Raw genomic sequence first — 13,592 nt, 5'->3', positions numbered from 1 at the left:
CTCAGGCTCGGGCCGGGGCGGCGTCGGCGACGCAGGCCTGCGCGTAGCGGAACAGTCCGGCCGGGGAGGCCAGCGCCGGGTCGGCGAGGGCGTCGGGATCGACCTCGATGCCGAACTCCTCCTCGACGGCCATCACCAGGGCGATGGTGTGCAGCGAGTCCACACCCAGATCGACGAGCGGGGTCTCGGAGTCGGTGACCTGCACGGAGCAGATCCGCTCGACGAGCTGGTCAAACTGCGACTGGTTCATGGCTGTCCCTCGGGGATGCGGTGACGGACTGGTGGGTTCGGTGGAGCTCGGAAGCGGCGGTCCCGGCGGCTGCGGCGGCGGCCGCTTCGGCGGCTTCGACGGCTTCGACCAGGCGCTTGGCGGCGGCCCGGTCCGGCTTGCCGTTGGCGGTCAGCGGGACGGTGTCCAGCGGGACGACCCGGTCGGGCATCCGGCTGGGGTCGAGCCGGCCGATCAGCGCGGACCGGACCTGCTCCGGCGGGAGGGTGCCGTGCACGGCCAGCAGCAGCGGCGCGTCCTCCTGCTCGGGGCGCAGCGCGACGGCGGCGGTGACGCCGGGGAGGCGCTCGGCGGCGTCCTCGATCTCGGTGAGGGCGATCCGCATGCCACGGCGCTTGATCACGTCGTCGTCGCGGCCGACGAAGTAGAGCCGTCCGTCCTCGTCGAGCCAGCCGCGGTCGCCGGTGTGCAGCTCCAGCGAGCCGTCCGGGCGGCGGACGAAACGGTTCTGCTCCTCCAGCGGGATCCGCCAGTAGCCGGCCATCACGGTCGGCCCCCAGACCACGATCTCGCCGGTCTCGCGCGGGCCGAGCCCGCTGCCGTCGGCGGCCACGATCCGGACCTGGTCGCCGGGGATCGGCGGGCCGACCGAGTCGGGGTGCTCGGCGTACTCCTCCGGGTCGAGGATGGAGATCCGCTTGCACTCGGTCATGCCGTACATCGAGGCGAACTCGGAGCCGGGGAAGACCTCCAGCAGCTCCGCCATCACGGCCCGGCCGGGGCGGGCGCCGGTGTTGGTGAACAGCCGCACCCGGGTGGGCCGGTGCAGCTTGCTCTGCAGCAGGTGGAGCATCTGGGCCAGCGAGGGCACCAGCGGGACGACGGTGACGCCGGTGCGTTCGATCAGCCGGAGCAGTCCGACGTCCTCGCTGCGGCGGGCCAGCACCAGGGTGCCGCCGACCAGCGCGGACAGCAGGGCCTGGTAGAGGCCGTAGTCGAAGGAGAGCGGCAGCCGGCACAGCACCACGTCGTCCTGCTGGTAGCCGAGGCAGGCGTTGATGGCGTCCAGGGCGGCGAGCATCTGGCGGTGCGGGCAGACCACACCCTTGGGGCGGCCGGTGGTACCGGAGGTGTAGATCAGCATCGCCACCGTGTCGTCGTCGAAGTCGGCGCGGTGGCCGTCCTCGGCGGTGGCGAGGATCTGCTGCCAGAGCTGCTCGACCTCGACGGTGCGGGCGGCGCGGGCCCCGGCCGCCGGGCGGCAGACGGCCAGCGCGGCCTCGGAGTCGGCCACGATGTGGTCGATCTGCTGGTCCGTCAGCTCCGGGTGGACCGGGACGAAGATCGCCCCGATCCGCAGGGTGGCCCAGAACAGGGCCAGGAACGTGCGGTCGTTGCCGCCGGCGTACACCACCCGGTCGCCGGCGGTGAGGCCCTGACCGCGCAGCCAGCCGACCGCGCGGTCCACGGCGCTGCCCAGCCCGCGGTAGTCCAGGGTGCCGTCGGCGTCGATCACGGCGGGGTGGTCGGCCCGCTCCTGGAGCGGGTATTCGAGCAGGTCAGACACCGGCATGGACGGCCACTCCCTCGACGGTCTCGGCGGCGGCGAGCCGCTCCTGGGCCCGGGTGATGTCCCGGGCGGTGTTCAGGGACAGCACCTCCAGCTGGGGGTGGCGGCGCTTGAGCAGGTTGGCGAGCGTCTTGGCGGGCGGCAGCGAGAGCGTCGCCTCCGGGGCCAGTTCGCCCAGCCGGTCCAGGCACAGGTCCCAGCGGACCGGGCTGACCACCTGCTGGACCAGCCGGTGGCGGATGTCCGCCGGGTCCTCGACGAGCGCGCCGTCCGCGTTGGACAGCAGCAGCTGCGTGGGCCGGGCGAACGGCACCGCCTCGGCGGCGGCGGCGAAGGCCTGCCGGGCCGACTCCATGTACGGGGTGTGGAAGGCGCCGGCCACGCTGAGCGTCTTGACGGTCGCCCCGGCGGGCGGGGCGGCGGCCAGCTGCTCCAGGGCCTCGGTCAGGCCCGCCGCGACGATCTGGCCGGGGCCGTTGAAGGTCGCCGGGGTCAGGCCCAACTCGGCGATGCGGCCGAGGACTTCGTCCTGTTCGCCGCCGACCACGGCGGCCATCGAGGTGGGCGCCTCGGCGCAGGCCGCGGCCATCGCCCGGCCGCGGACCGCGGCGAGCCGCACCGCGTCGGCGGGCTCCAGGACCCCGGCGTACACCGCGGCGGTGAGTTCGCCGACCGAGTGGCCGGCCGCCACCGCCCCGCCCGGCCGGACGGCACCGGCCAGGGCGTGGTGGGCGAGCAGTCCGGCGGCGACCAGCAGCGGCTGGGTGTGCTCGGTGCGGGCGATCTCGGCGGCCGGGGCCTTGGTGCCGAGGTGCACCAGGTCGAGCTCGGCGGCCTCCGACCAGGCCCGCACCCGCTCGGCGGTGGCCGGGTCGCGCAGCCAGGCGGCCAGCATGCCCGGGGTCTGGGAGCCCTGGCCCGGCGCAATGTATGCGAACATTTGTTCGAACCTCCTTTCGAGTGGGGCCTGCGCCCGGCGCGGGGGCGCCCGGCGGGGTGTGGCAGGGGCGCGGGGGCGCCCGGCGGGGGGGGTGTGCCGCGTGCTTACGGGCGGCCGGTGGACTTGCGGAAGCGGCGGATCGCCAGGAACGAGAAGCCGGCGAACCAGGCCAGCAGGTTGAACACCGCGCCGGCCACGCTGGAGTGCTCCCCGTGGAACGAGAAGCCGTCGTTCAGCGGGTACCGGGCCAGCGTCGCCACCCCGTACATCGGGGTGTAGCGGGAGATCTCCAGCATCACGCCGCTGAGCGGGATGAACAGGTTGCCCAGGAAGGCGAGGGCGGTCATGGTCAGGCCCGGCATGTGCATCACCACGTCGGGCTTCAGCGCCAGGCCCATGCCGATGCCGAGCGCGGCGAACACCGCGGCCCCGACCCAGGCCACCAGCAGCGAGGTCACCCAGACACCGGCGTCGGCCTCGGCCCCCGTCAGCGCACCCAGCACTCCCACGATGGCGACCGGCACACCGGCCATCAGCACCGAGCAGAGCACCTTGACCAGCAGATAGCCGGGCGGGGTGAGCGGGCTCATCGCGATCGTCCGCATCCAGCCGACGGACTTCTCCACCGAGATGGTGGCGGCCGAGCTGACCGCGGCGGTGGCCGCACCGTACACCGCCTGACCGATCATCATCCAGGCTGCGAAGTTGCCGTGCGGCAGGTTGGCGCCGCCGGACGGGCCGGTGCGGAACAGCGCCAGGTACAGCACTGCGGGCAGCAGCACCGTGAAGATCGTGGTCTGCCGGTTGAACCGGCGGCGCAGCTCGTAGCGGATGAAGGTCGGGTTGACCCCGTTGAACACCGAGGTGCGGGCGGCGGCGGGCGCCGTGACGGCGGCCATCAGACGTTCTCCTTCTGGGCGTTGGCGGCGCTCCCGGCGCGGCCGGCGTTCTCGGTGATGGCCATGAAGGCCTCCTCCAGGCTGCGCGGCGCCACCTCGATGTCCCGCGCCTGGGTCTCGCCGACCAGCACCCGCAGCAGCGCGTCCGAGTCGGTGCAGGTGAAGTAGGTGCGCTCACCGCGGACGGCGCTGGAGCGCACGCCCGGCGTCCGGGACACCACGCCCGCCTCGTACGGGCTGAGCACCGCCGAGACGGTGCGGCCGCTGGTCGCGGCGCGGATCGAGGAGGCCGAGCCGTCGGCCACCACCGCACCCTTGTTGATCATGACCACCCGGTCGGCGAACTGGTCCGCCTCCTCCATGTAGTGGGTGGCGAACATGACCGTCATGCCGCGCGCCGCGTCCTCCCGGACGGCCGCCCAGAAGTCCCGCCGGGCCACCACGTCCATGCCGGCCGTCGGCTCGTCCAGCACCAGGAAGTCCGGCCGGGACAGCAGCGCCAGCGCGAAACGCAGCCGCTGCTGCTCGCCGCCCGAGCAGGCCGCCACCCGGCGGGCCCGCAGCTCGGTGATGTTCGCCCGCGCCATGCACCGCTCCGGGTCCGCCCCCGGGTGCAGCGAGGCCAGCATGTGCACGGTCGCCTCGATCGTCAGGTCCGGCAGCAGACCGCCGGACTGCAGCACCGCCGCCACCCGCCCGGCCCGCACCGCCTGCTCGGGGCTCACCCCGAACAGCCGCACCTCACCCTCGTCCGGCCGGGTCAGCCCCAGCAGCATGTCGATCGACGTGGTCTTGCCCGCGCCGTTCGGCCCGAGGAACGCCACCACCTCGCCCCGCCGAATCCGCAGATCCAGCCCGTTGACGGCGGTGAACACCTCGCCCTTGGCGTTGGTGAACCGCTTGACCACATTGGACAGTTCAGCCGCCAGGGGGGACGTCGTCCCCCCCGACGCCGTACGGTTCTGGTAATCGATCATCATCCGAGTCCTCACGATTCGGCGGAGGTTCGCCTCTTGTGAGCACTACTTTCCCGGCCACCCCTATCGGCCCGAACCGACCCGGCTATCGGACCCCTATCCCGGGGCCCGCAGCACTCCACGCAGCCTCTTGCCACCACCGGTAGGATCGGGAGCATGAGCGGTAGCAAGAAGTATTCGGTCAGCCTGCCCGAGGACCTTGCGGAGAGCATCCGCAGCCAGGTGGGCCCAGGCGGCTTCTCGGCCTACGTCGCCGAGGCACTGGAACACCGCGTGGCGATGGACAAGCTCCGCGAGATCGTCGCCGACTTCGAGGCGGACAACGAACCACTCACCCCCGAGGAGATCGACGCCGCCCGCGCGCTGCTGCGCCACGACCGGCCGGCCTCGGCCGACGACACGGCCGCCTGATGCCCGGCACCCTCCTCCTGGACAGCGAGGGCCTGGCCCGCCTCTACCTGAACGACCGCCAGGTCGCCGCCTTCGTACAGGCAGCCACCGCGGAGGGTGTGCGGGTCGGCACCACGGCGATGACCGTGATCGAGGCGGACGATGCCCGCGCCCACCCGGCTCGGATCCGCTGGGCCCTTTCCCGCATCGACGTCCACGACGTCACCCGCGAGATCGGCAACCAGGCGGCGGCGCTGCTCCGAGAACACCGGCTGCACGGCCACAAGTACGCCAGCGAAGCCGCGTTCGCTGTGATCGCCCGCTCTGTCCCCGACCCGGTCACCGTCCTCACCTCGGCCCCGGAGGATCTGACGCTGCTCTGCGGCCCCCGTGTCCTGGTCCTCGGCCTCTGAACCTGCGCCGACCGGCGGCCCGGAACGCCGAACGCGGCGCCACGGAAATCTCCGTGACACCGCGTCCGACCGGGAACATCCGGTCCGCTCATGCCCGCCGCCGCAACTCGTCACCAATTGCGCTGCAGCTGTTGCGCCCGGTCAGGACGGCAGCTGTTCCGTCGCGTCGACGATCGCGACCTTCCGCACCGCGCTGCTGTCCACGACCTTGCCCTCGGCCGGCGACCCGGGCTTTCCGATGACGCGTTCGCCGAGGAAGGCGTGGGTCTTCCGGTCCAGGATGAGCTGGACGGTCCCCGCTCGGGGGTCGAGCATGGACACCGCCTCGCCGCTGCGGCCGAGCGCGTCGGTCGCCTCCGCGCTGTAGGAGATGTTCGGCAGCTTGGCCGCGGCCCGGAACAGTGCGGCCTGCTGGGGAGCGGGGCAGGCGCTGTCCATGATCGAGCGAATCAGGCTCCAGATCGCCACCTCGCGGCTCACGTGGGTCCGGACCTGGTCCTCCTGCACGGACGGGTCCGCCTCGATGCGCCGCAGCAGCTCGTCGGGATCGGTCGGCAGCGCGGCCAGGGCGCTGTAGGGGGCCCCCAGGAGACTGGGGCCGGCCTCGTGGGGGGCCCTGGTGACGCTGGTTTCGATCCCCTGGTTGGCCGGCCGGACCAGGCCTTGCTTCGGCCGCGGATACGGAAGGCCGACAGGAAGGTCTCGGAGGTGAGGTCGTCGGCCACCGAGGCGCCGATCCGCCGGGCCAGGTAGTGGTGCACCGCGGTGGCGTGCCGGTCGTATATCTCGCCGAACCGGTCCGGTTCGGCGAGCGATGCCCCGATGACCGTCGCGTCGTCGTCCGCTCCCTCCCGCAGGGGCGCGTCCGTTCCGAGAACCGCCGTCACCGGCCCACCCCCCATCGGCCGGTCGCCAATGTCTGGTCGGTCCTGCACATGGGCTCTCCTTCGCGCGGCTTCTCGGGACGCTTCCACCCTCTATTGCCAGCTCGCCGGGGCCCGGTTCGGCGGATTCGGCGAGAAGTTCTCCGTGGCCCGGAACGCCCTTACCGGGCACGGGAGTTCTGCGAGACTGCCGGGCAACGGCGAGGAACGGGGGTCGGGGTGACGGAGGATCGGGCAGGGCGGCTCGTCGGGGGCCGGTACCGGCTGGTGCGAGCGCTCGGGGCGGGTGGGTTCGGCAGCGTGTGGCTGGCGCACGACGAGACCCTGGGGGTGGACGTCGCCCTCAAGGAGGTGCGCCTGCCGCCGAGCGGGACGGCCGCCGAGCACGCCGAACTGCTGGCGCGGGCGCAGCGCGAGGCCCGGCACGCGGCCCGGCTGCGCGACCACCCGCACGTGGTCGGGGTGCACGACGTGGTGCTGGACGGCGGCGCGCCGTGGACGGTGATGCAGCTGATCCTCGGGCGGTCGCTGCACGAGCGGATCGCCGAGGGCGGCCCGTTGCCCGTCCCCGAGGCGGCCAGGGTGGCGTCCGCCGTGCTGGCCGCGCTGGACGCCGCGCACCGCGCCGGGATCGTCCACCGGGACGTCAAACCGGCCAACATCCTGCTGGCGGACGACGGCCGGGTGCTGCTCGCCGACTTCGGGATCGCCGTCCAGCAGCACCAGACCGCGCTGACCGCGTCCGGCATGTTCGTCGGGTCGGTGGACTACATCGCGCCGGAGCGCGCCCAGGGCGGGCCCGCCGACCCGGCCGGGGACCTGTTCTCGCTGGGCGCGACGCTCTATCAGGCCGTGGAGGGGCGGCTGCCGTTCCGCCGCGACACCCCGGTGGGCACCCTCACCGCCGTCCTGTTCGAGCCGCCCGCGCCGTGCGTGCTGGCCGGTCCGCTGACGCCGCTGATCGACGGCCTGCTGGCGAAGGACCCGGCCGCCCGCCTCGACGGCGCCCGCGCTGCGGCGATGCTCGCCCCGCACCTGGGCGCGCACCCGCCGACGGCCGCCGCCACTGTGCCGCACCCGGCCGGCACGCCCGGCGTCCCCGCGCTGCCCGGCGTCCCCGCCCCGCCGGCCTTCGCGCCGCCGGCCTTCGCGCCGCCGGCCTTCGCGCCGGGCGTGCCGAACTCACCGAACGCTCCGACCGTCCCGGCCGCGCCGCCGCCCGAGCCTGCCGCCCCACGGGCCGCCCGCCGTGCGGTGGTGACGGTGCTGCTCCCGCTGCTGGTGCCGGCCGTGCTCGGTGCGGCGATGCCGCTGAACGCGTTCGTGTTCCACCCGGACAGTCAACTTCCGCCGTCCGCCGCCCTCTCGCTGAACCGGGCCCGCACCCCGCTGTTCGAGGTGCTCGGTCTGGACGGGTTCCCCGCGCCCGGCGGCAGCGCCGTGACGCTGTCCTGGCTGTGGCTGCTGCCGACGCTGGCCGCCCTGCTGGCCGCTTGGTGCCCGCCCAGGGTCCCGGTGGCCGTCCGCGCCACCGGGTACCTGCTGGCCCTGGTGCTGCCCGTCCGCCTGCTGGTCGCGGACCTGCGGGGTGCCGACCCGCACCTGGTGCATGCCCTGCCGTCGACGATCGTGTCCCACCTGCACGTCGGTTACGGCCCGGGCTGGTGGCTGCTGCACGTGGCGGCGGTTGCCGCCCCGGCGGTGCTGCTGGCGGGCCAGTTGCTCCACCGGAGGCGGCACTGAGCTCGTATCACGGCGCGGAGACCGGGATGTCCGGGCTGCGGTCGAACGCCTTGATCGGGGTCATGCCGCCGTAGCCGGGGAGGCTGACGGTGTTGTCGTGGCTGACCTGGGCGCAGGTGTTCTCGTTGTCGGCGGTGGTGGCCTCGGCGCCCTTGAGCGCGGCGGCCGGGTCCACGGGGGCGGTCGAACCGCCCTGCGCGCCGCCGGGGAAGGTGGTGCCCGACTTCCAGTCGGTGCCGATCAGCAGCTCGATCGAACTGCCGGTGCCGGCCTCGACGGCGCTCTCGGGCATGCCGAGCGCGGCGGCCACCTGCTTGGCCTCGGCCTCCTTCCCGGCCGGGTAGCGGACGGTGCTGTGCTCGGTGGGCGTGTTCTTGCCCGTGGTGGTGTCCTTGGAGAACCCGGCCGTGCGCAGCGCCTCCACCAGGGCGGTGGCCCGGCTCGTGACGCCGCTGCCGTTCCGCACCGTCACGGCGATGTTCTTGCGCGGCGTGCTGTTGGTCGGCGGGGCGGAGCTGGGATCGGCGGGCGGCGGCGAGGAGGGCGGCGCGCTGCTCGCGCCGTTCGGGTCAGCGCTCAGCGGCTGGTCGTTCTTGATCGACGCGAACAGCTTCTTCGCGTCGGGGCCGGCCACCAGCCGGTTGTCGTCCCTGGGGTCGGGCCCGGTCTGCATGGTGGTGAAGGTGACCCGGGACGGCGGCACCTTGTTCAGGTCGTCGGCCAGGCCGACCAGCTTGGTGATCCCGTCCAGGCCGGGATCGACGGTGAGCGCCTTGGTGGCGGCGTCGGCCAGCGACAGCACCTTGGTCGGGTCGGTGAGCGTCCCGGCGCTCTTCAGCTCACGGATCATCGACCCGAGGAAAGCGTGCTGGGCGGCCGCCCGCCCGAGGTCGCCGCCGTCCCCGAAGCCGTGCCGGGTGCGGACGAACTGCAGCGCTGCCATGCCCTTCAGGGTGTGCTTGCCCTTGGTCAGCTTGAGGTGCGAGTACGGGTCGTACACGTTGTCGCTGACGCACACCGGGACGCCGCCCACCGCGTCCGACATCTTGATCACACCGACGAAGTCGACCTTCACGAAGTGGTCGATCGGCACGTCGGTGAGCTGGTGCACGGCGGCCACGGTGCAGCCGGGGCCGTACGCCAGCGTGGAGTTGATCTGCCCGCGGCCGGCCTTGGACTTGGTCTTGTGCTCGGTGTCCTGGCAGCCCGGCAGGTCGGTCACCAGGTCACGCGGGATGCTCATCACGGTGGCGTTCGAGCGGTCCGCCGAGACGTGCAGCAGCAGCTGGACGTCGGCGTTGGCACCGGGGCCGCAGTCGCCGCCGATCTCACAGTCCTCCGGGTTGTCGCGCGAGTCGGAGCCGATCACCAGGACGTTGATCGGGGTCCGCCCGAACTCGTCCGGCACCTCGTGCCCGGCGTCCCCGCTCTCACCGGCGTACAGCGGCGCGGACTTGATGTTGCCGTTGTAGCGCATGTACAGGTAGCCGCCCGTTCCGACGGTCAGCACCACCAGCCCGGCCACGCTCCAGGCGGCGATCTTCAACCCGCGCCGCCCGCGCCCCTGCTTGGCGCCCCGCCGGCCCCCGCCCCGCGACCGTTGCCGGGGCACCCGTCCCTCTCCCCCGTCCGCCGCCGGCTCGACGGTGTCGGACTGTCCGCGTATCACATCGCACCCCCGTCGCCCGGCCCCTCCGAGCTTTCTCCCCCTAATAGATGCACAAGGGGGCGCAGATGTTGCACGCGGGGGTGGGATCGGACGAATGCGCTGCCCCCGCACCGGGGTTGAACGCCTGCCTGCCTGCGGCCCGACCCCCGCCACCCACGTCCCCGTCACCGCCGCCCTGCGCCCGGGCCCTCGCCGCATTCACCGAGAACGCCTTCTGACCCTGGAACCTCAGTCGGCGACGTTCCGGTTGCCGAGAGCCTGGGCGTAGACGTCGTTGACGATCTTCTGCGCCAGCTCCCTCTCCTCCGTCGAGGTCTCCACCCGAAGCCACACCAGCATCACCTGAAGCTCGCCGTCCTGCCGCCATGCGGCCGTCCGGTACAGCAGCATCCCGTAACGTCCCGGCCCGGGTGAGGCCTTCTCGTCGCTCCACTCCGCGTACAGCGCCCAGGGGTTGACGCGCTTCCAGTCGAGCCTCTCCGGGTGTTTCGCGCGGTCGCGGTTCAGCAGAGTCTCCGCTGCGGTGTCGTCGCACGAACTGCCGCAGTAGAACGCCGCGAGTTCGATGCTGACATCCGGCCCGGCAACCCCCAGGGCTTGCGCCGCCTTCGCCGGACCGCACGTGTACACCACCAGCTGCTGGAGTTTCCGCTCCTCCTCACTGGCGGTGTCTTTGCAGTCGAGCTCTCTCGGCCCGCGGAAGGCGAACGGCAGGTACCTCAGGTGCCACACACGGGAACGCTCCTCGTCGCCCCAGGACGCGCCGTACGCCTTGTCGCGCCAGTCGCGGTGGTAGTAGGCGAAGCGGTTTCCCTTGTCCGGTACCGGGCTCCTCGGCATGCCGTCCAGGCTCGCCGGAGTGTCGCCGCCACCCTGCCGCCATCCGGAGCCGGCGCGTTCCGCGGCGTGGTCCGCCAGGACCCGGAGCACGTCGGCCATCCGGGTTTCGGAGGCGAACTCTTCGGCGTAGGAGACGAAGAGCACGGCGTTCTCACGGCGGATCACGGCCGAACCCCGCAGGGTCTGTGGCCCTTGGTCCGTCCAGTAGACGTGCGGCCCCCAGTCCGTCTCGGGCCTCATCGTGAGGAAGGCCTCGTTGCCCAGCCCGTCGAGACCCCGGACGGGCGACTCCCGGTTCGCGGTCTTTCTCCGCAACTCTTCGACGTACTGGGACGCCTGACTCGTCGCATCAGCCAATCGGAACGGTCGGAACAGCAACGTACTGATCGTGATGCGCACATCGGGGGCGAACGGTGACTGCTCGGCGGCCGTGCAGGTCCGGGTAGCCACACGGCCTTCGTCCACGGGCGGGTGGGCGTACTGCATGCGGTCGACCGTCAGCCGGGCGAGATCCCGCTGCTCCAGCAGGGAGCAGGGTTCGGGAATCGCCCGCACCGGCCATGGGCCCGGCTGCGCGCTCGTGGCGCCGGTGACCATCGTCATCTGGGCGGCGAACACGACCATCGCCACAGCGCCACGCACCGCCCGGAACAGCAGGCCGCCCGTCCAGGAGGCGGGGCCCTCACGCCCTTCCGGGACGTCCGCGTCGGCCGCGAGCCGATCGCGCAGCTCGATGTGGCGGAACTGGTAGACACCGCCGGACTGACGCAGCACCCCACGCCGGTGCGCGTCCTCCAGGAAATCCAGGAACCGCAGCGGAAGCCGTCCGGACAGCGCGAGCCAGAACCTGGCGACGGCGAACCGGCCCCACGCGGACACGGCGACGGCGTGCAGCTGCCAGCAGAGCAGGCTGCCGACCCCGACGACACCCCAGTCGGCTGCGGAGACCCGGCCCCTGCCGAGCATCAGCTGCCAGAACGCCACCATGAGCGGCGGCAGCATCAGAAATACCAGGTTCTCGTTGTCCAAGGTCTTCCTGGTTCCCAGCGGCCCCAGCCAGCCGAATGCGAGCGTGGCGCGCCGGTCACGGGCGAGCAGGCGGGCCGGGGACGCGGCCGGCGCCGTGTCAGCAGGCCGCCACACCTGGTGGACCAGCCATCTGACGCAGGCCGTCAGCACGACGGCAGTGGCCAGGCTCACGCTCGGGATTCCGTTGGCCGGCCTCCAGGTCAGGGCTGTCACCCAACCCGCGAGCAACCCGAGGGTCATCGAGCCGGCCTTCCACCGAACCTCCCTGAGCGCTTGCCGCAGGCTGTCGCCGTTCGGCATCTCCAAGCTCTGGGGCGCGCGCTGCCAATCGGGTTTTCCCCGCACCACGGACAGCACGGCAAGGCCCAGGACGACCACCACAGCGATCGCGAAGCCGCCCGGGACCGACACCGGCACGGTGTCGCCCCACCACGGCTTCCCGAAATCAAACAGACTGACGATCAGCCAGGCGAGGAGGAAAGCGGGCAGCAGCCCCAGCACCCGGACCGGCGCGGGGACGTCACGATCGAGAGTCCACCAGGACAGGTCGGTACGGCCCGCCGCCTTCATCCGCGCCGCGAGGAACCCGGCCCACCTGCGGGCCTCCTCCGGCGAGCGCCCGCCGCGCAGTGCCCGCTCGGAACGCGAGGAGCTGTAGACCGCGTCCAGGTACGCGGTGTAAAGGTGCCCCTGGATCTCCTGAACGGTGCGGAACCGGCCCGGCTGAACCAGTTCGTCCGGGTGGGTGCCGGCGTGCCCGTACGCGACCCGGGCGAGGCCTGCCATCAGAGGCACATCCAGGGCCTGCCGCAACAGGACGACCTCGCGGGTCCGATCCACGGGGTCGACGAGCCGGTCCACCAGGGTGCGCCACCGCGTCCTGCGGCCACCCGCGCTCAGGTACTGTCCGACGGCGGCCGAGGACAGCGGCAACAGGACGACCTCGGCACGCAGGAAGTCGCTGTCGACGGGGACCTGTTGACGGTACTGGGCCGGGCGGCTGGTCAGCACGAACGGCCGGGTGCTGTGCAGGGCCGCCAGTTCGTCGAAGGCGGCCGCACGGTTCGCCACGGGCAGCTCGTCGAAGCCGTCGAGGACCGGCAGCACCCGCCCGGCACCGATGAGGCGGCCTGCGACCACCTCCGGGGAGGCACCGGGCGCCGGCGTACACACCTCGGGGTACTCGGCGGCGAGCCGGCCGGCCGCCCAGGTGTCGAGACCTTGTCCCGGGTCCCAGGAGGCGAGCTGCAGCACCAGGGGCACCGGTTCGGATTCACCACGCGCATCCTTGGCGACGGCCTGCCGTCCTGCCAGAAGGTCGCGGGCGAGCCGCACAGCGAGAACCGACTTCCCGGCACCGGCCGGCCCGAGGAGAACGAGCCGCCGACCGGGCGTACGGCGGAAGTACGCGGCCAGGGAGCCGGGTGGTGCGACCGCACCGGCCTCGGCGGGACGGCTGCCCCTGTCGCCGCCGGCCTCCCTCCACAGCACGTCGATCGACTCGGGGTTGTCGGCCTGCCGCAGCCGTTCGTCGTCCCGGTACCGGTCCAGCAGCACCGCGGCAAGCTCGTCGGCCACCCGATCGAGGACAGCGGGCGAACTCCAGGAGGCTTCCCTGCGTCGCCGCCGTACCGCGAGCGCCCGCCCCAGCAACTCCCAGAACAGCGCGACCGCGAGCAGAACCCAGCCCGCAAGAACCGGGCTGACCGCCAGCTGCGGCGGCAGCGGTAAGACGGGTTGCGCACCCAGCAGGACGACCCGAGGAACGCCAGCAGCCCACGGAACCCGATGCCCACGTGCACGGTGAGCCGCTCAAGGTATCCGACCTGAACGACCGTCTCCTGCCGCCCGCCGCGCACCTCGTTGTGCACCGTCAAACGCCACGGAGCCCCTCGCCTGGACACCCCTCGTTCTCCTAGCTGTATTGACCCGCAGGGTTGTTGACGCGGGTGATCGGTGGTTGTCCTCCGAGTGCGGTGTGGCAGCGATGGTAGTTGTAGGTGTGGAGG

The 13,592-nt window shown here is 72.6% G+C and carries 11 protein-coding genes; 3 read left to right on the top strand and 8 right to left on the bottom strand.

The annotated features are described in order from the left end of the window. Position 1 precedes the first annotated feature (1 nt). From ACFV18_RS28785 to ACFV18_RS28765, 5 genes are all read right to left on the bottom strand, one after another. Positions 2-250: a phosphopantetheine-binding protein gene (locus tag ACFV18_RS28785; protein WP_380488155.1), complete on the bottom strand. Its 249-nt coding sequence runs from the start codon at positions 248-250 to the stop codon at positions 2-4. After that, positions 231-1,802, bottom strand: a complete 1,572-nt coding sequence (locus tag ACFV18_RS28780) for a class I adenylate-forming enzyme family protein (RefSeq protein ID WP_380488154.1) — start codon at positions 1,800-1,802, stop codon at positions 231-233. Before ACFV18_RS28780 ends, ACFV18_RS28785 begins: the two co-directional genes overlap by 20 nt. Next, a complete protein-coding gene (locus ACFV18_RS28775) occupies positions 1,789-2,739 on the bottom strand; it encodes an ACP S-malonyltransferase (protein WP_380488153.1) in 951 nt (316 codons plus the stop codon). Before ACFV18_RS28775 ends, ACFV18_RS28780 begins: the two co-directional genes overlap by 14 nt. A 104-nt stretch (positions 2,740-2,843) precedes the next feature. Then, entirely contained in the window at positions 2,844-3,638 is a 795-nt protein-coding gene (locus ACFV18_RS28770) for an ABC transporter permease (protein WP_380488151.1), read from the bottom strand. Continuing rightward, positions 3,638-4,546 (bottom strand): ABC transporter ATP-binding protein, encoded by a 909-nt coding sequence (locus tag ACFV18_RS28765; RefSeq protein ID WP_380488149.1) that lies wholly within the window; start codon positions 4,544-4,546, stop codon positions 3,638-3,640. The genes ACFV18_RS28770 and ACFV18_RS28765 overlap by 1 nt, the downstream gene beginning before the upstream one ends. A gap of 225 nt (positions 4,547-4,771) precedes the next feature. Between ACFV18_RS28765 and ACFV18_RS28760 the strand changes: the two genes are divergently transcribed. Both ACFV18_RS28760 and ACFV18_RS28755 read left to right on the top strand, forming a co-directional pair. Continuing rightward, complete coding sequence (locus ACFV18_RS28760; RefSeq protein ID WP_380488148.1) at positions 4,772-5,026, top strand: hypothetical protein; 255 nt, start codon at positions 4,772-4,774, stop codon at positions 5,024-5,026. Then, positions 5,026-5,418, top strand: a complete 393-nt coding sequence (locus tag ACFV18_RS28755) for a DNA-binding protein (RefSeq protein WP_380488146.1) — start codon at positions 5,026-5,028, stop codon at positions 5,416-5,418. The genes ACFV18_RS28760 and ACFV18_RS28755 overlap by 1 nt, the downstream gene beginning before the upstream one ends. Positions 5,419-5,559: 141 nt before the next feature. Here ACFV18_RS28755 and ACFV18_RS28750 read toward each other — a convergent pair whose 3' ends face one another. Further along, on the bottom strand, positions 5,560-5,925 hold the full coding sequence (locus ACFV18_RS28750; protein ID WP_380488144.1) for a hypothetical protein: 366 nt from the start codon (positions 5,923-5,925) through the stop codon (positions 5,560-5,562). A 596-nt stretch (positions 5,926-6,521) separates the two neighbouring features. Between ACFV18_RS28750 and ACFV18_RS28745 the strand changes: the two genes are divergently transcribed. Beyond that, the gene (locus tag ACFV18_RS28745) at positions 6,522-8,045 is read left to right on the top strand and encodes a serine/threonine-protein kinase (protein ID WP_380488143.1); all 1,524 of its coding nucleotides are present in this window, start codon (positions 6,522-6,524) and stop codon (positions 8,043-8,045) included. A gap of 7 nt (positions 8,046-8,052) precedes the next feature. Here the strand turns inward: ACFV18_RS28745 and ACFV18_RS28740 are convergent, their stop codons facing one another. Together ACFV18_RS28740 and ACFV18_RS28735 are read right to left on the bottom strand one after the other, a co-directional pair. Further along, a complete protein-coding gene (locus ACFV18_RS28740; protein WP_380488141.1) occupies positions 8,053-9,591 on the bottom strand; it encodes an LCP family protein in 1,539 nt (512 codons plus the stop codon). Positions 9,592-9,942: 351 nt separating this feature from the next. Continuing rightward, positions 9,943-13,161, bottom strand: coding sequence for an NACHT domain-containing protein (locus ACFV18_RS28735; protein WP_380488139.1), 3,219 nt, complete (start codon positions 13,159-13,161; stop codon positions 9,943-9,945). Between the last annotated feature and the right edge of the window lie 431 nt (positions 13,162-13,592).

The sequence above is a fragment of the Kitasatospora sp. NPDC059673 genome (assembly GCF_042734215.1).
In the GTDB taxonomy this organism is placed as follows: Bacteria; Actinomycetota; Actinomycetes; order Streptomycetales; family Streptomycetaceae; genus Kitasatospora.
This window is presented reverse-complemented; position numbering and strand designations above follow the sequence as displayed.

What these genes read in the sequence shown, in the direction of transcription:
- ACFV18_RS28785 (WP_380488155.1), bottom strand. Translation starts at nt 250, where the DNA reads ATGAACCAGTCGCAGTTTGACCAGCTCGTCGAGCGGATCTGCTCCGTG.
- ACFV18_RS28780 (WP_380488154.1), bottom strand. Translation starts at nt 1,802, where the DNA reads ATGCCGGTGTCTGACCTGCTCGAATACCCGCTCCAGGAGCGGGCCGAC.
- ACFV18_RS28775 (WP_380488153.1), bottom strand. Translation starts at nt 2,739, where the DNA reads ATGTTCGCATACATTGCGCCGGGCCAGGGCTCCCAGACCCCGGGCATG.
- ACFV18_RS28770 (WP_380488151.1), bottom strand. Translation starts at nt 3,638, where the DNA reads ATGGCCGCCGTCACGGCGCCCGCCGCCGCCCGCACCTCGGTGTTCAAC.
- ACFV18_RS28760 (WP_380488148.1), top strand. Translation starts at nt 4,772, where the DNA reads ATGAGCGGTAGCAAGAAGTATTCGGTCAGCCTGCCCGAGGACCTTGCG.
- ACFV18_RS28755 (WP_380488146.1), top strand. Translation starts at nt 5,026, where the DNA reads ATGCCCGGCACCCTCCTCCTGGACAGCGAGGGCCTGGCCCGCCTCTAC.